The organism is Streptomyces sp. NBC_00252 (assembly GCF_036187565.1).
Lineage (GTDB): Bacteria > Actinomycetota > Actinomycetes > Streptomycetales > Streptomycetaceae > Streptomyces.
The window spans coordinates 9,504,850-9,526,543 of sequence record NZ_CP108087.1 but is presented as its reverse complement, the minus strand read 5'-3'; the positions used below and the strand labels follow the sequence as shown (position 1 = coordinate 9,526,543).

The 21,694-nt window shown below is 71.9% G+C and carries 19 protein-coding genes; 13 read left to right on the top strand and 6 right to left on the bottom strand.

Features of this window, described 5'->3' with window-relative positions; all coding sequences use genetic code 11:
* The first annotated feature begins 22 nt into the window (after nucleotides 1–22).
* Nucleotides 23–1,201, top strand: coding sequence for a GDSL-type esterase/lipase family protein (locus OHT77_RS42470; RefSeq protein ID WP_328833712.1), 1,179 nt, complete (start codon nucleotides 23–25; stop codon nucleotides 1,199–1,201).
* 444 nt (nucleotides 1,202–1,645) lie between these two features.
* Nucleotides 1,646–2,533 carry a Gfo/Idh/MocA family protein gene (locus tag OHT77_RS42465; RefSeq protein WP_328833711.1) on the top strand — a complete coding sequence of 296 codons (888 nt, stop codon included), beginning with the start codon at nucleotides 1,646–1,648 and terminating at the stop codon, nucleotides 2,531–2,533.
* Nucleotides 2,534–2,540: 7 nt separating this feature from the next.
* Here OHT77_RS42465 and OHT77_RS42460 read toward each other — a convergent pair whose 3' ends face one another.
* The 3 genes from OHT77_RS42460 to OHT77_RS42450 all read right to left on the bottom strand — a co-directional run bounded on the left by OHT77_RS42460 (nucleotide 2,541) and on the right by OHT77_RS42450 (nucleotide 6,553).
* Nucleotides 2,541–2,885: a hypothetical protein gene (locus tag OHT77_RS42460; RefSeq protein ID WP_328833710.1), complete on the bottom strand. Its 345-nt coding sequence runs from the start codon at nucleotides 2,883–2,885 to the stop codon at nucleotides 2,541–2,543.
* Between the two features lie 133 nt (nucleotides 2,886–3,018).
* Complete coding sequence (locus OHT77_RS42455) at nucleotides 3,019–3,909, bottom strand: GNAT family N-acetyltransferase (protein WP_328833709.1); 891 nt, start codon at nucleotides 3,907–3,909, stop codon at nucleotides 3,019–3,021.
* Between the two features lie 226 nt (nucleotides 3,910–4,135).
* Nucleotides 4,136–6,553: a GH92 family glycosyl hydrolase gene (locus OHT77_RS42450; RefSeq protein ID WP_328833708.1), complete on the bottom strand. Its 2,418-nt coding sequence runs from the start codon at nucleotides 6,551–6,553 to the stop codon at nucleotides 4,136–4,138.
* A gap of 348 nt (nucleotides 6,554–6,901) precedes the next feature.
* Here OHT77_RS42450 and OHT77_RS42445 point away from each other — a divergent pair, with 348 nt between their 5' ends.
* Nucleotides 6,902–8,104 carry a glycoside hydrolase family 64 protein gene (locus tag OHT77_RS42445; protein ID WP_328833707.1) on the top strand — a complete coding sequence of 401 codons (1,203 nt, stop codon included), beginning with the start codon at nucleotides 6,902–6,904 and terminating at the stop codon, nucleotides 8,102–8,104.
* 44 nt (nucleotides 8,105–8,148) lie between these two features.
* Entirely contained in the window at nucleotides 8,149–9,264 is a 1,116-nt protein-coding gene (locus OHT77_RS42440; protein ID WP_443048184.1) for a PP2C family protein-serine/threonine phosphatase, read from the top strand.
* A 3-nt stretch (nucleotides 9,265–9,267) separates the two neighbouring features.
* Here OHT77_RS42440 and OHT77_RS42435 read toward each other — a convergent pair whose 3' ends face one another.
* The 3 genes from OHT77_RS42435 to OHT77_RS42425 form a co-directional block, all read right to left on the bottom strand.
* Nucleotides 9,268–11,517, bottom strand: a complete 2,250-nt coding sequence (locus OHT77_RS42435) for an MMPL family transporter (RefSeq protein ID WP_328833706.1) — start codon at nucleotides 11,515–11,517, stop codon at nucleotides 9,268–9,270.
* Between the two features lie 98 nt (nucleotides 11,518–11,615).
* The gene (locus OHT77_RS42430) at nucleotides 11,616–12,056 is read right to left on the bottom strand and encodes an Lrp/AsnC family transcriptional regulator (RefSeq protein ID WP_328833705.1); all 441 of its coding nucleotides are present in this window, start codon (nucleotides 12,054–12,056) and stop codon (nucleotides 11,616–11,618) included.
* 21 nt (nucleotides 12,057–12,077) lie between these two features.
* On the bottom strand, nucleotides 12,078–13,427 hold the full coding sequence (locus tag OHT77_RS42425; RefSeq protein ID WP_328833704.1) for a transaminase: 1,350 nt from the start codon (nucleotides 13,425–13,427) through the stop codon (nucleotides 12,078–12,080).
* A gap of 181 nt (nucleotides 13,428–13,608) precedes the next feature.
* Between OHT77_RS42425 and OHT77_RS42420 the strand changes: the two genes are divergently transcribed.
* The 9 genes from OHT77_RS42420 (at nucleotide 13,609) to OHT77_RS42380 (ending at nucleotide 21,615) form a co-directional block, all read left to right on the top strand.
* Nucleotides 13,609–14,334 carry a TetR/AcrR family transcriptional regulator gene (locus tag OHT77_RS42420; RefSeq protein ID WP_328833703.1) on the top strand — a complete coding sequence of 242 codons (726 nt, stop codon included), beginning with the start codon at nucleotides 13,609–13,611 and terminating at the stop codon, nucleotides 14,332–14,334.
* 7 nt (nucleotides 14,335–14,341) lie between these two features.
* Entirely contained in the window at nucleotides 14,342–15,133 is a 792-nt protein-coding gene (locus OHT77_RS42415; RefSeq protein ID WP_328833702.1) for an SDR family NAD(P)-dependent oxidoreductase, read from the top strand.
* Nucleotides 15,134–15,153: 20 nt separating this feature from the next.
* On the top strand, nucleotides 15,154–16,194 hold the full coding sequence (locus OHT77_RS42410; protein WP_328833701.1) for an NAD(P)-dependent alcohol dehydrogenase: 1,041 nt from the start codon (nucleotides 15,154–15,156) through the stop codon (nucleotides 16,192–16,194).
* Nucleotides 16,195–16,398: 204 nt separating this feature from the next.
* Nucleotides 16,399–17,817, top strand: a complete 1,419-nt coding sequence (locus tag OHT77_RS42405; RefSeq protein ID WP_328833700.1) for an ATP-binding protein — start codon at nucleotides 16,399–16,401, stop codon at nucleotides 17,815–17,817.
* Nucleotides 17,814–18,236 (top strand): roadblock/LC7 domain-containing protein, encoded by a 423-nt coding sequence (locus OHT77_RS42400; protein WP_328833699.1) that lies wholly within the window; start codon nucleotides 17,814–17,816, stop codon nucleotides 18,234–18,236. The genes OHT77_RS42405 and OHT77_RS42400 overlap by 4 nt, the downstream gene beginning before the upstream one ends.
* Nucleotides 18,233–18,595 (top strand): DUF742 domain-containing protein, encoded by a 363-nt coding sequence (locus tag OHT77_RS42395; RefSeq protein WP_328833698.1) that lies wholly within the window; start codon nucleotides 18,233–18,235, stop codon nucleotides 18,593–18,595. Before OHT77_RS42400 ends, OHT77_RS42395 begins: the two co-directional genes overlap by 4 nt.
* Nucleotides 18,567–19,175 (top strand): GTP-binding protein, encoded by a 609-nt coding sequence (locus OHT77_RS42390; RefSeq protein WP_328833697.1) that lies wholly within the window; start codon nucleotides 18,567–18,569, stop codon nucleotides 19,173–19,175. The genes OHT77_RS42395 and OHT77_RS42390 overlap by 29 nt, the downstream gene beginning before the upstream one ends.
* Nucleotides 19,172–20,392, top strand: coding sequence for a cytochrome P450 (locus tag OHT77_RS42385; protein WP_328833696.1), 1,221 nt, complete (start codon nucleotides 19,172–19,174; stop codon nucleotides 20,390–20,392). Before OHT77_RS42390 ends, OHT77_RS42385 begins: the two co-directional genes overlap by 4 nt.
* On the top strand, nucleotides 20,389–21,615 hold the full coding sequence (locus OHT77_RS42380; RefSeq protein WP_328833695.1) for a cytochrome P450 family protein: 1,227 nt from the start codon (nucleotides 20,389–20,391) through the stop codon (nucleotides 21,613–21,615). Before OHT77_RS42385 ends, OHT77_RS42380 begins: the two co-directional genes overlap by 4 nt.
* Nucleotides 21,616–21,694: the final 79 nt, after the last annotated feature.

Sequence of the window (21,694 nt, the reverse complement as noted above, 5' to 3'; positions counted from 1 at the left end):
TCCCGATCAACAGGTTGAGGCGATGACCACAGAGCACGACATGATCACCACGCCCGTCACCACCGACATGCTGCGCGGCTTCCTGGAGCTGGAGACGACCGCACGCGGCCTGCTGCCGCACCGGCTGCCCGCCCGGGCGCGCCGCCAGTTCCCGGACGACCAGCTGGTCGTGGCCGAGGCACAGCCCTCCGGAGTACGAGTGGTCTTCCGCACCCGGGCCACCAGCGTCGAGCTGGACACGCTGCCCACCAAGCGTGTCTACCGGGGGTTCCCGGCCATGCCGGACGGGGTGTACGACCTGCTGGTCGACGGCCGTCTCACCGCCCAGACCACGGTGATCGGCGGCAATGTGCGCACGGTCACCGACATGATCACCCAGGCCTCCGAGCTGACGGAGGGGCCGCCCGGCACCGCCCGGTTCGCCGAACTGCCGGCCGGTGACAAGAACATCGAGATCTGGCTCCCGCACACGGAGGTCACCGAGCTGATCGCCCTGCGCACGAACGCCCCGGTCGAAAAGGCGCCGGGCAACGGGCGCAAGGTGTGGCTGCACCACGGCAGTTCCATCAGCCACGGCTCCAACGCCACGCATCCGAGCGGGACTTGGCCCGCACTCGCAGCCGCGCGGGGGGAGGTCGACCTGGTCAACCTGGGGTTCAGCGGCAACGCGCTGCTCGACCCGTTCACCGCCCGCGCGATGCGGGACGCCCCGGCGGACCTGATCAGCGTCAAGGTCGGCATCAACATCGTGAACGCCGACGTGATGCGCCTGCGCGCCTTCACCCCGGCGGTCCACGGCTTCCTGGACACCATCCGCGAGGGGCATCCGACGACCCCGCTGCTGGTCGTCTCCCCCATCCTGTGCCCGGTGCAGGAGGACACCCCCGGACCGCTGATGCCCGAACTCGACGGCGGCGCCGTGCGGTTCAGGGCGACGGGCGATCCCGCCGAGCGTGCGGCCGGCCGCCTGACGCTCACCATGATCCGCGAAGCGCTCGCCGACGTCGTCCAACAGCGAGCGGCCGACGACCCGCACCTGCACTACCTCGACGGCCGCGACCTCTACGGCGAGACGGACTTCGCGGAACTCCCGCTGCCCGACGAAGTCCATCCCGATCCGGCAGGGCATCGGCGCATCGGGGAGAACTTCGGGCGGTTGGTGTTCGGGGAGGGGGGCCCCTTCGCGACGGGAACTGGCTGAGACCGGCCGGGACTTGATGAGGCCGATCGGGGCTGGCTGAGATCGGCCGGGGCTTGATGAGCCTGATCGGGGCTTGCTGAGACCGGCCGGACTTGCCGAGACCGGCCGGGGCTTGCCGAGACCGGCTGGCACTGACCGTGCCCGGCTGCGGCGCGCTCGCACCGGCCGCCATCGACTCAGACCGGATGCGCTGGGGGTTCGCTCGCCCCCACCGGCCGGTGCGCCACGCGCCGAGCACCGAGCACCGAGCACCGAGCACCGAGCACCGAGCGGCCAACGACAAGCGGCGCTGCACCGCCAAGCGGCACGCGGCACGCGGCACGCGGCACGCGGCACGCGGCAAGGAGGGCTTGCGTACCTGCCCCGTTCGTATGACACGCTCACCAGCGGCCGGACGGATCACCTCCGGTCGCGTCACCGGCTCGACCGTGGAAAGGCAGCGACATGCGCATCGGACTGCTCGGCACCGGCCCTTGGGCGCAGATGGCTCACGCCCCCGCCCTGAGCGGGCACGACACCTGGGACTTCGCGGGGGTCTGGGGCCGCCGCGCCGACGCCGCCAAGGAACTGGCCGACCGGCACGGCGTGCCTGCCTACGACGATGTCGACGCCCTGATCGCGGACGTGGACGCCGTCGCCATCGCGCTCCCCCCGTCCGTGCAGGCCGAGTTGGCGGTGCGGGCCGCGCGGGCGGGGCGGCATCTGCTGCTGGACAAGCCGCTCGCCCCGACCGTGGAGCAGGGCCGGGCCGTGGTCGACGCGGTACGGGAGGCCGGGGTCGCCTCGGTCGTGTTCTTCACCACCCGCTTCGAGCCGGCCTGCGAGGCGTGGGTGACCGAACAGGCCGCCGCCGGGGGCTGGTTCACGGCTCGGGCGGAATGGCTCGGCTCGGTGTTCACCAGTGACAGCCCGTTCATGAACTCGCCCTGGCGACGGGAGAAGGGCGCGCTGTGGGACGTGGGCCCGCATGCCCTGTCCGTGCTGCTGCCGATCCTCGGTGACGTCCGCCGGGTGGCCGCCGCCGTACGGGGCCCGGGTGACACGACCCTGGTGGTCCTCGACCACGAGGGCGGCGCGTCCAGCACCCTGACGCTGAGCCTCACCGCACCGACCGCCGCTGCGGGAGCCACGGTCGAACTGCGCGGCGAAGCCGGGGTGACCAGCATCCCGGACGACTCGGACGGCGCGGTCTCCGCCCTCGCCCGTGCCGCCACCGCGCTGAGCGAGTCCGCCCGCACGGGTCGGCCGCACCCGTGCGACGTGACCTTCGCGCAGCGGGTCACCGAGATCCTGGCCGAGGCCGAGGCGATGGTGGACGCCGGCACCGTCTGATCCCGGGTCACTCGCCGCCGGGTGCCCCCTCGTCCTCGTCGAACGGCTCGTCGCTCCACCGGAACCACGCCTGCTCCCCCTCGATGTGCAGCAGGAACTCCGGCACGGGCCCGTCCGGCGAGGTCAGCGTCACCTGGCGGCTGATCTCGTCGTAGACCTCTTCCCACTGCTGCCAGTCCGCGTCCCCCTGCGCCAGGGCGAGTTCCCGCGCGAACAGCTCCCTGACGGACTCGAAAGCCTCACCGGCGGTGAACTTGCCCGACAGCCAGGGGAAGTCGGCGTCGTCGATCAGGATCTCCCCGACCGACTCCTCACCCTTGCGCACCTGCCAGACCTCGCCCACGAACCCCATCACGCCTCCGTCCCACCGCGGACCGACCGGCCGTAGATCGACCTGCCGCCAGCATGGCACCCGGCACTGACAGTCGGCCCGGCCCACGATCCGGGCCGGGCCGACTGGTGTATGCGTCTACCGACCGACGCGCCTACTCGACGGCGTGGAAGTTCACGCGTTCCCGTACGACCGGATAGCCGGCCTTGGCGAAGTGCGCGGCCATCGGGAAGTTGCCCTGGTCGGTGGCGGCGGCGATGAACTCGGCGCCGCGCTCGGCGAGATAGTGCGTGCATTCGGCCAGCAGGTCGCGGGCGTAGCCGTGGCCGCGCTGTTCCGGTACGACTCCGATGAAGCCGATGCAGGGGCCCGACGGGTTGTGGGCCGGGATGTGGATGCCCGCGAGGTCTCCCTCGGGGGTGCGGGCGACCTGCCACCACTCACGCGGGGACGGGCACCAGCGGAAGAAGTCGATCTCCTCCGCTGCCGCTTGCTCGACTCCCCCTTGTTCGATGGCCCGTTGGGCGTGGGCGTCGAGGGTGACGGAGTGGATGCGGCGCAGTGCGTCGACAAACACCTCGTCGTCCGGTTCGGGGGCGAAGAGGAGGCGCCCGGGGCGTTCGGGCAGGCCGCACTCCGGGGTCCACCGGTAGCTGAAACGCTCGACCAGGAGGTCGTAACCGGCCGCGCGCAGGGCGGTGAAGCGGGCCTCGGCGGCTGTGCGGAGTTCGGGGTCGTCGCGCCAGCCCGCGGGGAGGCTGAGTTCCGCGTCGACGCGCCAGGGGGTGCTGCGCAGGAGCTCGGCGGCCGCCTCCTCCTCGCCCTCGATCAGGTCGAAGCAGTCGATGGCGAGGGGTTCGGTGTCGTTCGGGCCGCCCCACCAGGCGGCGCGTGCGACGACCGTGCCGTCGCGCAGTGCCAGCCGCTGCCAGTCGGGTCGCCAGGTCCGCTGCGGATGTGCGGCGCGGACGCCGAAGGTGTCGGGAAGGGTGTCGAAAAGGTGGGCGTCGCTCTCGTCGAGCGCGCGGATGACCAGATCGGTCACGGTATTCCTCCGGGAGGGGTACTGCGTGGAGCGCTCCCGGTCAGGTCACGTCGGGCACACCGGGTCGACGGGGAGGGAGCGCTGGGGTGTTGTGAACTTCATGGCACTCGCCTCCTTCCGTTGGTCTCAGGGCGTGCAGGCACACCATAGGTGATCGTTCTCCCGGCCGTCCATCGCTTTTCCGGGTCCGGCCCGGCGGAGTACGGCTCCGCCGGGCCGGTGCGCATCACTTCGGGAGCTGTCCCGGGTCGGTGCCCCAGCCGGTGTTGGGCTCGGTGGCGAGCCGGAAGTCCAGCCGGCCGCCCTTGAGGGTCAGTCCCGCGCCGGTCCACGCGCGCGTGAGGGTGTGGCCGTCGAGGCGTACGGCGTCGACGTACTGGTGGGTGTCGTCGGCGTCGGGCGCGGAGATGACGATGTCGGTGCGGCCGGGCCGGTCGACGACCGCCTTCGGGAAGAGCGGTGCGCCGAGCAGGAGGTCGGCGCTGCCCGGGGTGCGCGGGTAGATGCCGAGGGCGGAGAGGACGTACCAGGCGGACATGGTGCCGAGGTCGTCGTTGCCGGGCAGGCCCTTGGGGCCGGTGCCGTAGGCCGTGTCGAGGATCTGGCGGACGGTCGCCTGGGTCTTCCAGGGCTGGCCGAGGGAGTCGTACAGCCAGGGCGCGTGGATGTCGGGTTCGTTGGTGGGGTCGTAGCGCAGGGCGTCGCCGCCACGGACCGACCAGGCGCCGTCGGCCGTGTGGAAGAAGCCGTCGAGCCGGGTCGCGGCCGCCTCACGGCCGCCCATCGCCTCGGCCAGTCCCTGGACGTCCTGGGGGACCATCCAGACGTACGCGGCGGCCGAGCCCTGCGCGAAGCCGAGGTCGCTGGCCGGGTTGAACGGGCCCACCCAGGAGCCGTCCAGGTTGCGGGCCTGGATGTAGCCGGTGGCGGGGTTGAAGACGTTGCTCCAGTAGGCGCCGCGTTCGGTGAAGGCCTTCGCCTCGGCGGTACGGCCGAGCAGCTTCGCCCACTGGCCGAGCGCGGAGTCGGCGACCGCGTCCTCCAGTGTCTCGGCGGCGCCGCCCCAGCAGTGGCAGGCGTCCTGGGCGGCGTAGTGGGAGGTCATGTACTGGGCGAGGTTGGGGCGTTGGCCCACGCACTGGCCGGGGCAGCCGGCGTCGGAGAGCTCGTCCGGGTTGGGCACGGTGGCCTGGTGGACGAGGGAGTCGAAAGCGCCCTTGTAGTCGAAGTTGCGGACGCCCATGGCGTAGAAGGTGGCCAGGGTCGCGGCGGACGGGTCGCCGGTCATGACGTGGGTGGCGCCGCTGATGTGCACCCAGCGGTCCCAGATCCCGCCGTTCTGTTGCGAGAAGTTGTAGAGCGATTGAGCGAAGTCGCCCGCGACGGTGGGCTTCAGGAGGGCGAGGAGTTGGATCTGGGCGCGGTACTGGTCCCAGCCGGAGAAGTTGCTGTACTGCGCCCGCTGTCCGCGCGCCAGCCGGTGCACGGCCTGGTCCATGCCCCAGTAGCGGCCGTCCTCGTCGCTGATCAGGTTGGGCTGCATGAGGGCGTGGTAGAGCGCGGTGTAGAAGGTCTGGCGGCGGGCGGGGGTGCCGCCGTCGACGCGTACGGTGCTCAGTTCGCGGTCCCACGCGCGGGCGCCCGCCTCGGCGACGTCGGCCACGCGTGCGTGCGGGGCGATCTCCTGGCGCAGGTTGGACTCGGCTCCCCCGAGGCTGACGTAGGAGATGCCGATCCGCATGCGGACATCGTTGTCAGAAGCCGTGTCGAAGCCGACCCAGCCGCCGGAGCCGCGGCCCGCGCGGTCGGCGCCGGTGGCGTATCCCTCGCCTCCGGAGGCGGTCGTCGAGCCGGGTGACACGGTGCTGTCGTGCCAGGTGCCGACGGAGGAGAAGGCGCGGTCGAAGGAGGCGCTGAAGTAGAGCTTGTAGTAGCTCTTGCGGTTGTTGACGCCACCGTTGGCGCGGCGCCCGCAGAAGGCTCCCGTGTACACCCAGCCGGTCACCTTGTGGTGGGCGGTGTCGATGTCGACGTGCGCGTCCTGGCTGCCGTTGAGGGAGTTGGAGACGCGGAAGAGCAGGTTCGCCGGGCGGTCGGCGGGGAACGTGAAGTCGGCCACCCCGGCGCGCTTGCTGACGGCGAGGTCGGCGGTGGCGCCGGAGGCGAGGCCGAGGGTGTAGCGGCCGGGGGTGGCCTTCTCGTCGGCGTGCGAGAAGTTGGACGCGTACACGGCGTCCTTGGTGTCGGCGGACGGGGACGAGGTGACGTCACCGACGAACGGCATGATCGGTACGTCGCCCGCCGCGCCCGGGTTGCAGCCGGCGCCGTTGACGTGGGTGAGGCTCAGGCCGCGGATGCGGGTGGCGCCGTACTCGTACCCGTTGGCGGCGCCCGTGCTGGTCTGGTCGCCGGTGGTGCTGGTCGGGGACCAGGCGATCATGCCGTACGGGAGGGTGGCGCCGGGGTAGGTGTTGCCGCCGTTGCTGGAGCCGATCAGCGGGTCGACGAGCGAGGACGGCCGGGCGGACGGGGAGTCCGCCGCGAGGGCGGGGAGCGGTGCGGACGCGGCGAGCGCGGTCGTGACCGCCACGGCCGCGGCTCTGAGGCCGAACCGTCGTGCCGTGCCGAGGAGTTGGTGACGCATGCGTCAAGTCGCCTTTCGGGGAAGGGACATGGGGGCGGAGAAAGACAGCGGGCGTCGCGAGGCTAGGAGGCCGCGCGATGGGACGGAAGAGGCGCCCGGGTACGGGTGATGAAGCACGGGTGAACGGTTCGTCGCTGCTTAAGTGATCCTTAAGTGGGGGTTAAGCACTCCATCCCGTCATGTCTGTGCAGGTCAGCGCGGCGACGAGTTCCGGCAGAACCGTTGGCCACACGAGTGCTCGTGCGTAACATCGGGCCCCGGCGGCGGTGCCGACGCACGCTGTGAGAGCGCTCTCATCGTCGGCACCGTCCGCTCCGAACAGCCCGACTCGCCCGGAGGTCCCCCCACATGACTCCCCGTCACCAGCGCCCGCTCGGCCGCCGCAAGCTCCTCTTCGCCCTCGGCGGCGCGGCGGTGGCCGCCCCCGCCGTCGCCGCGCTCGCCCCCTACGCCCTCGCGGACACCAAGTCCATGGAGACCAACGCCGCCCAGGCGGGCGCCCTCCCGCTGACGCTGGTCAACAACAGCGGCTCGTTCGACAACGCGAACGTGCACGTGTACATCGTGGGCAACGTCGACGGCAAGCAGGTGCGGGTCACCCCCGACGGGACGATCGCCCCGATCGCGCTCTCGGACAACGGCGCGGACGGCTTCACCGACTACGCGATCAGCCTCGACTCCGGCGCGGAGACGACGATTTCGCTCCCGTACCTGTCGGGCCGCATCTATGTCTCGCTGGGCGCGAAGCTCAAGTTCAAGGCCGTGGCGGACGGCAACGGCAACGCGGCGCTCCAGTACCCGGCCGGCTGGGTCACGTCCGACCCCAACTACGGGGTGCTGCACGACTGCGCCGAGTTCACGCACAACGCGTCCGGCATGTTCTGCAACACCACGATGGTCGACATGTTCAGCGTGCCGCTGAGCATCCGGCTTACCGGCGCACAGGACCAGACGACGGGCACCCTGCGCTCCGGCGGCCGGGCGTCCGTGTTCGACGCCGTACGGAAGGTCGAGGCGTTCGCCCCGCTGGTCGTGGACGACACGCGGGTCATCGCGCCGGGGCACGGACTGGACGCGGGCCTGTTCGCCGCTGACTACTTCGCGCCGTACATCGACCAGGTGTGGAGCACGTACACCGGCAAGGACCTCACCGTCACCACGAACGCGGGTGCCTTCACCGGGCGGGTCCGCGCCGACCGGTTCACGTTCACCGGACCGGCGTCGGTCTCCTTCGGCAAGCCGACGACCCGGGACGTGCTGTTCTGCGACGGCAATCTGGCCGCCCCGAACGACGGCACCACGGGCCCGGTCGCGGCCGTCCTCGGCGCCGGTTTCAACCGCTCGACGCTCCTGTCGAACCCCGCTCAGCCGACCACGAACGCGTCGGGCTTCTACGCCACGGACCTCACGAACCACTACGCGAAGGCGGTCCACGCGGCCACCGCCGACGGCAAGGCGTACGGCTTCGCCTTCGACGACGTGGCGGACTTCGCGTCGTACGTCCAGGACACGGCGCCCACGGGGATACGGCTGACGCTCACGCCGTTCTAGCCGCTCGGCGTGCGGGGCAGCGCCCGCCGTAGGAGCGTGGTGGTGTGGCAAAGGTGCGCGTTCCGTCGTTCCGCCGGGACCGGGAGCCGGCCCGGCGGGGGTGGCTTCGGGGCGCGCCGCCGCCCGTGTGGGTGCGGGTGCTGCCCTGGGCGCTGGTGGTCGGGGTGTGCGTGGCGACCCTGGTCAGCCCGCACGCGCTCGACATCGGCTTCCTGCTGGGGGCGATCCCGCCGTTGGCCGGGCTGTCGTACGGGCCGCTCGCGACCACGCTGCTGGGCGGTGCCACGATCGGGCTCCTGACGGTGCCGGCGTTCCATCTGAACGATCCCGGTGAGACCGATCTCCTGACCGTGCTGTTCGTCGCGGTGCTGAGCGTGTTCGTGTCCTTCGTCCGCAGCCGGCGCGACGCCCAGCTGGACCTGGAGCGCACGGTCGCCGAGGCCGCCCAGCGGGCCGTCGTGCCGCCCTTGCCGGAACGGGTGGGGCCGGTGGGATGCGCGGGGCTGTACCGGGCGGCGCAGCGCGGGACGCTGGTCGGCGGGGACTTCTTCGACGTGCGGGCCGGGCCGTACGGCGTGCGGGCGGTCATGGGCGATGTGCAGGGGCACGGTCTTTCGGCCGTCGCCACGGTGGCGTCGCTGCTCGGCGCGTTCCGGGAGGCGGTGCTCGACCTGCCGGACCTGGAGGCGGTCGCGGCGCGCCTGGACCGCAGACTGGTGGTGGACTCGGCGCGCTCGGCGCACGCGGAGCTGTTCGCCACGGCGGTGCTGCTGGAGTTCTCGGCGGACGCGGACGCGGTGCGGATCGTGGCCTGCGGGCACCCCTCGCCCGTGCTGCTGCGCGACGGCCTGGTCACGGAGATCGACGTCGAGGCGTGGACACCGCTCGGCCTCGGCCTGGCCGACGTCGGCCCGCTGAGCGGAGCGACCCTGCAACTGCGGCCAGGGGACCGGCTGTTCCTGGCCTCCGACGGGGTGTGGGAGGCGCGGGACGCGGACGGCTCCTTCTATCCGTTCGCCGAACGCCTGCCCCAACTCGCCGACGACGACCCGGCGTTGATGGCGGAGCGGGTGTGGACCGACCTGCTGGGGCACACTCCGGAGATCCGGGACGATGTCACGATGCTGGTGCTCACACCCCGGGCGCAGCAAGGGAGTTGAGGCTCACGCCTGCTGCTCGTGGTCCCCCTCGGCGTCGATGTGCGGCAGGATCCGGTCCAGGAACCGTGGCGTCCACCAGGCGTGCCGCCCGAGCAGGGTCATCACCGCCGGGACCATGAGCAGCCGTACGACGGTCGCGTCGATGAGGACGCTGACGGCGAGGCCGAGGCCGAGCATCTTGACCACGATGTTGTCGCTGACGACGAAGGCCGCGAAGACGCTCACCATGATCAGCGCGGCGCAGGTGATGACGCGCGCGGTGATCTCCAGGGCGTGGGCGACCGAGGCCTCGGCGTCGCCGGTGCGCAGCCAGGCCTCGTGGACGCGGGAGAGCAGAAAGATCTCGTAGTCCATGCTCAGGCCGAAGATGATCGCGAACATCATCATCGGGACGTAGCTCTCGATCGGGACCTTGCCGGAGACGCCCAGCGCGGGCCCGCCCCAGCCCCACTGGAAGACGGCGACGACCACGCCGTAGGAGGCCGCGATGGAGAGCACGTTGAGGACGGCGGCCTTGAGGGCGACGAGGAGGCCGCGGAAGACGGCGAGGATGATCAGGAAGGCCAGCGCGACGACCACGCCGATGATCAGGGGCAGCCGGCTCGACACGATGTCGCGGAAGTCGACTTGCGCGGCCGTGGTGCCGGTGACGTAGCCCTTGGCGGAGGTGCCGGAGACCGCGTCGGGCAGGGTGTCGTGGACCAGGCGGTTGGTGAGGTCGGTGGTGTCGGCGCTCTGCGGGGACTGCTTCGAGTAGACGGTGCCGACGAGGACGTCGCCGTCCTTGGTGGTCGTCAGCGGGGTGACCTTGGCGGCGCCCTGCACGCCGTCGAGGGTCTTCTGGGCCTGGCTCGAGAGGTCCGAGCGCTGGGAGGTCGGGACGCCCGTCTGGTCGATGACGATGGTCAGCGGGCCGTTGGAGCCGGGTCCGAAGGCGTCGGTCATCAGGTCGAAGGCGCGGCGGTCCGTGAACGAGGTGGGGTCGGCGCCGTCGCCGATGTGGCCGAGCTGGAGGGAGAACACCGGGATCGCGAGGACCACGACCGCCGCGACACCCGCGGCGAGGAAGGTCCACGGCCGGTGTTCCACGCGCTGCGCGTACCGGTGCCAGGTGCCCGTTGGTTCGGCGCCCGGTTCCGCGTCGGTCTCGGCGACCGGGCGGCGCACGCGGTAGCGGTCGATCCGCTTGCCGAGGAGCCCGAGCAGCGCGGGTACGAGGGTGAGCGCGCCGATGACCGCAGACACGACCGTCACGGCCGCCGCGAGCCCGAGTTTGCCGATGAAGGGCACCCCGGACACGAAGAGTCCGGCGAGCGCGATGATCACCGTGCAGCCGGAGACGAGCACCGCCCGTCCGCTGGTCGCCGTGGCCTGTCCCGCGGCGCGCACGGGATCGGAGCCGTTCATGAGGTTCTGCCGGTGACGGGTGATCAGGAAGAGGGCGTAGTCGATGCCGACGCCGATGCCGATCATCGTCGCGAGGGTCGGTGACACGGTCGCGAAGGTGAACGCCGCCGCCAGCAGTCCGAGGCAGGCGAGTCCCCCGATGACGCTGATCAGCGCGGTCACCAGGGGCATCGCGGCGGCGATCACGCTGCCGAAGCCGATGAGCAGGACGACGATCGCCACGGCGAACCCGATGAGTTCGCTGACCCGGTCGTCGGCGGCGGGCCGGGCGAGTTCGCCGAGCGGTCCGCCGTACTCGACCTGGGCGCCGGCCGCGCGCAGCGGCTTCACGGAGGTGTCGACGCCATGGAGGTAGCCGTCGCCGAGGGTGGACGGCTGGACGTCGAAACGGATGGTGATGTACGCGGTCTTCGCGTCGGAGGAGAGGGGTCCGACGTTAGGCCCGGAGGACGCCGGTGCCTGCGTCCCGGGCTGTGGCAGCGGGTTCTGCACCGACAGGACGTGCGGGAGTTTCTGGAGGTCGCCGACCGTCTCGGACATCTGCGAGTTCAGCGAGGTGAGCTGCTTGTCCTTGTCGTGCAGGACGATCTGGCTGCTGTAGCCGCCGGCCGCCGGGTCGTGCTCCTTGAGGACCTGCAACCCGTGCTGGGACTGCACGCCGGACAGCGAGAAGTCGTCCGAATAGTCGCCCCCGAAGGACCTGTTGAGGACCTGGAGCGCGGCCAGCGCGACGAGCCAGACGACGATGACGATCACGAAGTGCCGGGCGCACCACTCCCCCAGCCGCCGCAGCACGCCCTTCGCGGCGGTTCCGCCGCCCCCTGCACTGGATTCCGTGGGCGCCATGACCTCGGCCTTTTCCGCCGGGGGACACTTCCGACACCCCCATTAGACGCCCGCGCGATCACCCCGGCATCTCGGGCATGGCACGGCTGCGGCCGAGGTCAGCCCACGTCCCACAGGAACCGGTGGGTGTGGATGCCGAAGTACGGGAACGACCGCACTCTCCGCACCCCCTCGATCGGCCGCACCACGTCGTTGACGAAGTCGAGCAGGTCCCGCGGCCCCGGGGTGACCACCTCGGCGAACAGGTCGAAGCCGCCGGAGGTGAGCACGGAGTACACCACCTCGTCGCGCAGGGCGAGTTGGTCCGCGACGGCACGCGGGTCGCCGTCCACTTCGATGCCGAGCATGGCCATGGCCTGCCCGCCCATGGCCATCGGGTCGGTCACCCCGACGACCTGAACCGCCTTGGAATCCAGGAGGCGTTGGAGCCGCTGCCGGGCGGCCGACGCGGACAGGCCGACCTTGGGTCCGAGGTCGGCGTAGGCGATACGGCCGTCGGTCTGCAGCTCGCGCAGGATGGCGCGGTCGATGTCGTCCACGTGTGTCTCCAACTCCCTCTGTCAGACGGCGAGTTCGGCGAGCGCGTCGGCGAAGACCCGGGTGTGGGTGTCGACGTCCTGCTCGGTCGTGTCGGGGCACATCAGCGCCATGCTGTGGAACGGGGTGAGCAGGATGCCCCGGTTGGCGAGGTAGAGGTGGAGGAAGTCCTCCAGCTCCGGGTCACCCGCGGCCTCGGACTCGGTGCCGGTGCGCGGGGCCGGGGAGGCGAAGCGGTACTCGCTGCGGGCACCGAGGCGGCTCACCGTCCAGGGCAGCGCGTGGGCGTCGATGCCCTCCTGGACCCCGGCCGCGAACCGCTCGGACAGCTTCGCCATGTGCGCGAACGCCCCCTCGGTCAGCACGTGTTCGAGCGTGGCGCGCATCGCGGCGACGGACAGCGCGTTGCCCGCGAGGGTGCCGCCGACACCGCCCATGTCGACCAGGTCCAGGTCGGCGCGGCCGAGCAGCCGGTCGGCGAGTTCGGCGGAGAGACCGTAGGCACCGGCCGGGATGCCGCCGCCGATCGCCTTGCCGATGGTGAGCAGATCGGGTTCAAGGTCCCAGGCCGCGGTGCAGCCGCCCGGTCCCGCGGAGAAGGTGTGGGTCTCGTCGTTGATGAGCAACGTGCCGTATGTGCGGGTCAGTTCGCGTACGGCGGCCAGATAGCCGGGCTCGGGCAGCACGATGCCGATGTTGGTGAGCGCGGGTTCCATGAGGACGGCGGCGACGTCGCCGTGCGCCAACTCCCGTTCCAGCTGGGCGGGATCGTTGAACTCGGCGACACGGCTGGTGAGCGTGACGTCGCAGGGCGCGCCGACGTTGCCGGGGCGTGCGGTGCCGTGGCCGTCCGGTCCGACGACGATGAGCGACTCGTCGACGCTGCCGTGGTAGCTGTAGCTGTTCACCAGGATCTTGGGGCGGCCGGTGACGGCACGGGCGAGCCGGATCGCCCAGCGGTTGGCGTCCGTCGCGGTCAGCGCGAAGCTCCAGCGGGCGAGCCCGAACCGGCGGGTGAGTTCGGCGCCGACCCACTCGGCGTCCTCCGTGGGCAGCATCGCCGTAGCACCGCCCTGTTCGGCGAACCGGCGTTGCACGGCCTCCGCGACGACGGCGGGCGAGTGGCCTGCCATCGCTCCGGTGTCGCCGAGGCTGAAGTCGATGTACTCGTGGCCGTCGATGTCGGTGACGCGGGCGCCCCGGGCGGTGTCGAGGTAGCGCGGGAAGGCACCGGCGGTCTTGTTCATCCAGGTCATCGGCACCCGTCCGAAGAGGTGCTCGGCACGGGCGTAGGCGGCCCGCGAGCGCGGGTTGAGCCGCTCGGCCTCGGCGCTCTCCCGGGCGAGCAGGTCCTTCAGGCGCGTGCGGTCCATGGGATACCTCGATGGCGTCGGCGACGGAATGTCCGGACTCTACGGCTGAAAGCAGCGAGTGAACAAGTGATGCCCGACGAATCGATTGCGGTGACGATCGATTCATGTGTATGTCCCCTCGGGACACAAGTCCCACCGGGTCTTATGTCCCATTGGGACATGATGGGTGTACGGTCGAAGCATGAAGGCAATGGAGCCCCCCGCCGAGACCGTCGGACGCCCGGCAGAACCCGTCGGCGCCTCCGCGGATCCCGTCGGCACCGCCTCGGTGGACCGGCGGCAGCGCAAGGCGCGGCAGACGCGGCACGCGCTGGCGGCCGCCGCCGTGGACCTGATCCTGGAGCACGGTCTGGCCGCGACCACGGTCGAGGCCATCGCGGAGCGCGCGGACGTCACGCGGCGCACCTTCAGCCGGCACTTCACCGGCAAGGAGGACGCGGCGCTCGACTTCGTCCGGGGCGACGGCGACCGCATCAACGCCCTGCTGCGGGCCCGCCCGGCCGCCGAGCCGCCCCTGCTGGCCTACCGCAGGGCGGTGCGCGACTGGCTCGCCGACCGGGAGAACCCGGCCTGGCACCTGCGCCCGCGGATGCGGCGGCTGCTGGCCCTGGTGGACAGGGAGCCCGCCCTGTTCGCCGCGTACGAACGCATCCGGGTCGACGCCCAGGAGGAGTCGATCCGCATCCTCGCCGACCGGCTCGGCACCGACGACGTGCGGGATGTCCGCCCGGCCGTCGTGGTCGACGCCGCCGCCGGAGTCCTCACGGCCGCCCTGCGCATCTGGGCGCGCCGCACGGACGAGCACGACTCGGGAGCCGCAGACCTCGCCGCCCTGGTGGAGCGGGCCTACGACGCCCTGATCGGGGAGGCCGCGGACGCGGCATCCCGGAGCACTACCGAAGAGTGAGCACATCATGAGCACCATCCCCGCCACCGCCCACGTCACCGACTACGCCACCGAGTTCGCCGGCAGGACCGCCCTCGTCACCGGCGCCGCCTCCGGCATCGGTCTGGCCACCGCCCGCCGGCTGGGCGCGGGCGGCGCGAACGTCGTCATCGCCGACTTCAACATCGAGGGCGCCGAGACGGCCGCCGCCGAGCTGAACGCGGAGGGCGTCAAGGCCGCCGCCGTCGCGTTGGACGTGACGAACCCGGAGTCCGTCGAGGCGGCCGTACGCTTCACCGTCGACACCTTCGGCGGCCTCGACCTGGCCGTGAACAACGCCGGGATCGGCGGCCCGAGCGCCCCGACCGGCGCCTACGACATCGAGGCCTACGACCGGGTGATCCGCACCAACCTCGACGGCGTCTTCTACTCGCTGCGCCACGAACTCCCGGTCATCGAGGCCGCGGGCCGGGGCGGCGCGATCGTCAACGTCGCCTCCATCCTCGGCTCGACGGGCTTCGCGGGCTCCCCCGCGTACGTCGCCGCCAAGCACGGTGTGGTCGGTCTGACGAAGACCGCCGCCGCCGAGTACGCGTCGAAGAACATCCGCATCAACGCGGTCGGCCCCGGCTTCATCGACACCCCGCTCCTCCGTGGCATGGACAGCGCCGCCTACGACGGTCTCGTCGCCCTGCACCCGGCGGGCCGCCTCGGCCGCTCCGAGGAGGTCGCCGAGCTGATCGTCTTCCTGCTCTCCGACCGCGCCTCCTTCGTGCACGGCAGCTACCACCTGGTCGACGGCGCCTACACCGCCGTCTGAGCCCGGGAAGGAATCCGACCATGAAGGCACTTCAGTACCGCACGATCGGCGCCGCCCCCGAGGTGGTCACGGTCCCCGACCCCGAACCCGGCCCCGGCCAGGTCCTGTTGAAGGTCACCGCAGCCGGCGTCTGCCACTCCGACATCGCCGTGATGAGCTGGCCCGCGGAGAACTTCCCCTACGACCTCCCGCTCACCCTCGGCCACGAGGGCGTGGGCACGGTGGCCGCGCTCGGCGCCGGGGTCACCGGTGTCCAGGAGGGCGACTCCGTCGCGGTGTACGGCCCCTGGGGCTGCGGCACCTGCGTCAAGTGCGCCGAGGGCAAGGAGAACTACTGCCTGCGGGCAGCCGAGTTGGGCATCCACCCGCCGGGCCTCGGCGCACCGGGTGCGATGGCCGAGTACCTCCTCGTGGACGACCCCCGGCATCTGGTCCCGCTCGACGGGCTTGACCCGGTCGCCGCGGTCCCGTTGACGGACGCGGGGCTGACGCCCTACCACGCCATCAAGCGGGCGCTGCCCAGGCTGGTGCCGGGTGCGACGGCCGTCGTCATCGGTACGGGCGGGCTCGGCCATGTGGCGATCCAGTTGCTGCGCGCGCTGACCTCCGCGCGAGTGATCGCGCTGGACGTGAGCGAGGACAAGCTGCGACTGGCGCGCCAAGTCGGCGCCCACGACACGGTGTTGTCCGACGCGCGGGCCGCGCAGGCGGTCCGTGACCTGACCGGCGGGATCGGCGCGGAGGCCGTCTTCGACTTCGTCGGCGCTGACCCCACCGTCCGGACGGCGGGCGCGGTGGCGGCCGTCGAGGGCGAGGTGGCGATCATCGGCATCGGCGGCGGCTCCCTGCCCGTGGGCTTCGGGCACCTGCCCTTCGAGGTGTCGGTCAACTCCCCCTACTGGGGCAGCCGGAGCGAACTCTCCGAGGTGCTGGCACTGGCCCGCTCGGGCGCGGTGTCGGTCCACACCGAGACGTTCACGCTCGACGAGGCCCCGCTCGCGTACGAGCGGCTGCACGCCGGGACGATCAACGGGCGCGCGGTGATCCTGCCGAACGGCTGACATCCGCCGGCCGGCCTCCCAACTCCCCTTCCCCACGCGCCATTTCCGACACTTGGCACAGAAGCGAACAGAGGCCGGCCGGTTTCGGAGCGAACTCTTGTTACACCGTGCGAGACCGGTCGATGACGGTGTGTACTGTGCTCCGGGCGCCCCGCCCGAGGGGCCCGGACTCAGCCCTGCCCGTCGTCGCTTGGACTCGATTCGATGATCGAATTACCGGACCTGGTGGCCGGCGCTCTCGCCGCCGGCACACTGTCCGCGCTGGCACTGCTCGGTGCCGGGCTGCTGAGCTCACGGCGTCAACGCGCCCTGCAGCGTGAGGAGATCAGCGCACTGCGGGACCGACTGGACGCTGTTCAGACGGAGTTGGCGGCCGAGGTCGAGCATCTCGCGGGCCGACGCATACCGGCCGCCGCGCGGCAGCTCACCCATCCCCGGGTCGCCGTACCGGGGCCCGCACAGCCGCAGTTCATCGGTTCACCCATCGGGATCGCCCTCGAAAGCGTGCTGACCTCGGTCCGCTCGGAACTCGGCGCGCAGCGCACCCGCGTCGACGCCGCCGCGCAGGCCGGGATGCGCGGGGCCACCCGGGAGATCCAGGCCGCGCTGTACCGCTTGCAGGATGCCCTGCGCTCTCTCCAACAGCGGTACGACGAACCCGAGTTGGCGCAGACCCTGTTCATGCTCGACCACGAGAACGAGCAGTCGCTGCGCCGCGCGCAGGTCGCCGCCGTCGTCTGCGGGGCCTGGGTCGGGCTCGCCCGTGAGGAGTCGCACCTCGTCGAGGCGGTGACCGGCGGCCAGGCCCGCCTCGCCGGCTACCACCGGGTCCGGGTGAACAACCACCTCGAAGCCGGTACCGCGCTCGTCTCGCACGCCGTCGAACCGGTCGCCGTCATCGTCGCCGAACTCCTCGACAACGCCCTGCGGCACTCCGCCCCGGACACCAACGTCGTCGTCAACCTGGAGCACGTCCACCACGGCGCCTGCGTCACCGTCGACGACGCCGGGCTCGGCATGACCCAGGACGAACGCGACCACGCCCGCCGGATGGTGGCCGGCTCCGACCCGATCCTCCTCACCGACCTGGGCGACCCGCCCCGCATGGGGTTCGCCGCGATCGGCCGGCTGACCCGGCAGTTCGACCTGGGCGTCGACGTGTCCTCGCCCTCCCCGTACGGCGGCGTCCGCGCGGTCCTCCGTATCGACAGCCACCTCCTCAGCCGTATCGACCCCGAGCAGCGGCCCCCCGCGGCCGGCGCCCCGCGCTCGACCCGCCGGGCCCCGGAACCCGCTCGCACATCCGCGCCGACGCACTCCTACGGCTCCGAGTCCGAGGAGCGGGCCGTAGCCGACGCGTCCGGGCATCAGACCGTGCCCGATGCCGGGGGCCTGCCGCGCCGGCGTCGCCGTACCCCTGTCGGCGCGCCCACAGCGCAGGCCGCGCCCGAGACGCCCCAACCGGAGCGCCGCCCGGAGCAGGCAGCCGCCGCGCTCGGCGCGCTGCAGTCCGGTACCGCCGCCGCGCGTGCCGCGAGCGAGGGCGCGCGAGCCCCCGTAGCCGAGGAAACCGCAGCACACGACCGACATGAGACCGACTACGAAGGGGGAGCGGCCAGATGACCAGCCGCGATGGTGGCGACACGGCATGGGTGCTGGAGCCGATCCTGGAGGTGCCGCATGTGGTGGCGGCGGTGCTGCTGACCCGGGACGGGCTGGTGCGGGGGTACACCGACGCGCTGTCGCAGGCCTCGGGCGAGCGGGTGGCCGCGATCACCAGCACGGTGCAGGGGGCGTGCCGTACCGCCGCGGCGGCCTTCGCCGACCGGGAGCGGGCCGAGATCCGGCAGGTGGTGATCGAGTCGGACCTCGGGTACGTGCTCATCGTCCCCACGGACCACGGGACCTGTGTGGCGGTCTACGGCGACACCGAGGTGCGGCTGGATCTGCTGGCGCACCGGGTGCACTCGCAGGTGGCGCGGCTGGGTGAGAAGGCGATGGCCGCCGCTCCGCGGGGAGTTGACGGCGGCGCGTCGGCATGACGGGCCGCCGCGGCGGCCGTCCTCTCGTTCCGGCGTATCTGTCGACCGGCGGTGTGGCCCGGCCCAGCCGCCCGCATCTGGAACGGCTGACGGTGCTCAGCGGCAGCGGCGAACCCGCCCCGGCCGAGCTGCCCGCCGCCCAACTCGCCCTGCTGGATGCTCTGTTCGGCGGTTCGCTGACGGTGCTGGAGGCGGCGGTCCTGCTGGAACTGCCGGTCTCCGCGGTCCGCGTGCTGGCCGCCGGTCTCCTCGACCGGGGGCTGGCGCTCGCCCGTGCCCCGATCCCGCCCGCCGAACGCTTCGACCCCGACCTGCTGAAGAGAGTGGCCGATGGCCTACGCGCCCTCAAGCACACCTAGCGGCATCCATCTGCCGGACACCGCACGCGAGTTGGTGAAAATCCTCGTCGCGGGACCCTTCGGGGTGGGCAAGACGACCCTGATCGACTCCGTGTCGGAGATCCGCCCGCTGCACACCGAGGAGCGGCTCAGCGAGGCCTCGGCGCAGGTGGACGATCTCGACGGGGTGCGGGAGAAGGCGACGACGACCGTCGCCATCGACTTCGGGCGGATCAGCCTGCCCGGCGGGGTCGTGCTGTACCTGTTCGGCACCCCCGGCCAGGAACGGTTCCGGGCGCTCTGGGAGGACATCGCGTACGGCGCGCTCGGGGCGCTCGTCCTGGTCGACAGCCGCCGGATCGACGCCTCCTTCGACGTGCTCGGCATGGTGGAGGAGAGCGGACTGCCGTACGCGGTCGCCTTCAACACGTTCCCGGACGCGCCCCGGCACTTCACCGAGGAGCAACTGCGCGCCGCCCTGGACCTGGAGCCCACGACCCCGCTGGTGACGTGCGACGCCCGGGACGCGGACTCGTCCGTCGACGCACTGCTCGCGCTGGTCCAGCATCTGATCGACCGCGACCCTCCGGAGCACCGGTGACGACCACCTCTTCACCCGTCCAGCCCGTCCGCCTGGGGGAGGACGCCTTCGCGCGCGACCCCTACGGCCACTACGCCGCCCTGCGCGCGCAGGGTCCGGTCGGCTGGGCCGAACTCGCCCCGGGCGTACCGGCGTACGTCGTCACCGAGCGGCTGGCGGCGCTGGAGCTGCTGCGGGACACCGACACGTTCTCGCACGATCCCCGGCCGTGGGAGACGACGGTCGCGGAGGATTCGCCGGTCCTCGGGATGATGCGCTGGCGGCCCAACTCCCTGTTCGCGGACGGCGCTGCGCACGTCCGCTACCGTGCCGCGCTGATCGACGCCTTCGAGCGGATCGAGCCGCACGACCTGCGCGCCCGGGTGCACCGGGCGGTGCATGTGCTGGTGAGCCGGATCGGGCCGCGCGGACAGGCCGATCTGGTGGGCGAGTTCGCCCGGCCACTGATGGCGCTGGTCTTCAACAGCCTGTTCGGGCTGCCCGACAGCCAGAGCGAGCGGCTGGACCGGGCGCTGGGCATGATGATGGAGGGCGGTCCCCAAGCGGCCGAGGGCGAGGCGGAGTTCGGCGGCTACGTCCTCGAACTCATCGCCTCGAAGGCCGAGTCGCGCGGCGACGACCTGCCGAGCTGGCTCCTGGACCATCCGGCCGGGCTGAGCCCCGAGGAGGTCACCTGGCAGGTGTTCCTCACCCTGGGCGCGGGACACGAACCGACCGCGAACCTGGTGTCCAACGCGCTGTCCCGCATCCTCGGCACCTCGGTCTACTACTCCACCCTGACCAGCGGCGCCCGGCCGGTCATGGACGCCGTGGTGGAGGTGCTGCACCACGAGACCCCGCTCGCCAACTACGGCATCCACTACGCCCGTTCACCCGTCACGTTCCACGGCACGTGGATCAGGCCGGCCGTCCCGGTGGTCGTCTCGTACGGCGCGCTCGCGCACTTCGCCGAGCAGGAGGTCGTCGACGGCCGGCATCCCAAGGACGCCTCGCACCTGTCGTGGTCGGCGGGACCGCACGCCTGCCCGGTCAAACAGCACACGCTGCTCATCGCGACGGAGGCGATCGAGCGGCTCACCCTGTGGCTGCCGGACCTCGAACCCGTGGTGGCGCGGGAGGAGTTGACGTGGCGGCCGGGTCCCTTCCACCGCTCGCTCACGTCGCTGCCCGTGCGGTTCAGCCCCCGCTCCCCCGACCAGCCAGGAGACCTGTCGTGACCGTGTCCGACCGCATCGCCCTCGACCCGTTCGGCGCCGACATGGCCGCCGAGAGCGCCAAGCTGCGTGCCCTCGGCCCGATCGTGCCCGTCGAACTCCCCGGCGGCATCCCGGCCTGGGCCCCCACGGGCTACGACACCCTGAAGGAACTGATCCTCGACCCGCAGGTCAGCAAGGATCCCCGGCTGCACTGGAACCTGTGGCCCGAGATCGGCGAACACCCCTCCTGGGGCTGGGTGTTGGGCTGGGTCGGCGTCATCAACATGCTCTCCACCTACGGCACCGACCACGCCCGCCTGCGCAAGCTCGTGGCACCGAGCTTCACCCATCGGCGCACCGAGGCTATGCGCGCCCGGGTGGAGGCCATCACCGCCGAGCTGCTCGACGCGGTAGCGGCCGACGACGCCGAGGTGGTCGACGTCAGGGCGGCGCTCGCGCATCCCCTGCCGATGCGGATCATCTGCGAACTCTTCGGTGTGCCGCACGAGTTGGTGGACGACACGGGCCGGCTGATCGCGGCCATCATGGACACCTCCGACCCGTCCCCCGAGCACGCGGCGTCCGTGCAGCGGCAGATCGGCGCCGTCCTGCCCGCGCTGATCGCGTACCGCAGCGAGCACCCGGGCGACGACCTCACCACCGAGCTGATCCGGGTGCGCGACGAGGACGGCGACCGGCTCAGCGACGAAGAACTGCTGTACACGCTGCTGCTGGTGATCGGCGCGGGCTTCGAGACGACGGTCAACCTCATAGGCAACGCGATCGTCGCCCTGCTCAGACGCCCCGAGCAGCTGGAGGCCGTACGGGCCGGGAAGATCGGCTGGGACGCGGTCGTCGACGAGACCCTGCGCGTCCACCCGTCGATCGCCTCGCTGCCGCTGCGCTTCGCGGTCACCGACCTGACCGTCGGCGGCGTCACCGTCCCGGCCGGGGACGCCATCATCACCACGTTCGCCGCTGCGGGGCTGGACCCCGCGCGCTACGGCCCGGACGCGGACGTCTTCGACGCGGCCCGCGGCGCCGACGACCATCTGTCCTTCGGGATCGGTGTGCACCGCTGCATCGGGGCACCGCTGGCCCGGGTGGAGGCCCTGACCGCGCTCCCCGCGTTCTTCGGCCGCTTCCCGGACGCCCGGCTCGCCGTCGACGCGGCCGCGCTGCGGCAGGTGCCGTCGTTCATCGCCTTCGGCTGGCAGGAGATCCCCGTACGGCCGCACGGCTGAGCCGGGGCGACGGGCCCGCTCCAGGGGGTGGGACTGCTCCGCCGCGGCCTCGGGGGGGATGGGCCGCGGGCGGAACCGT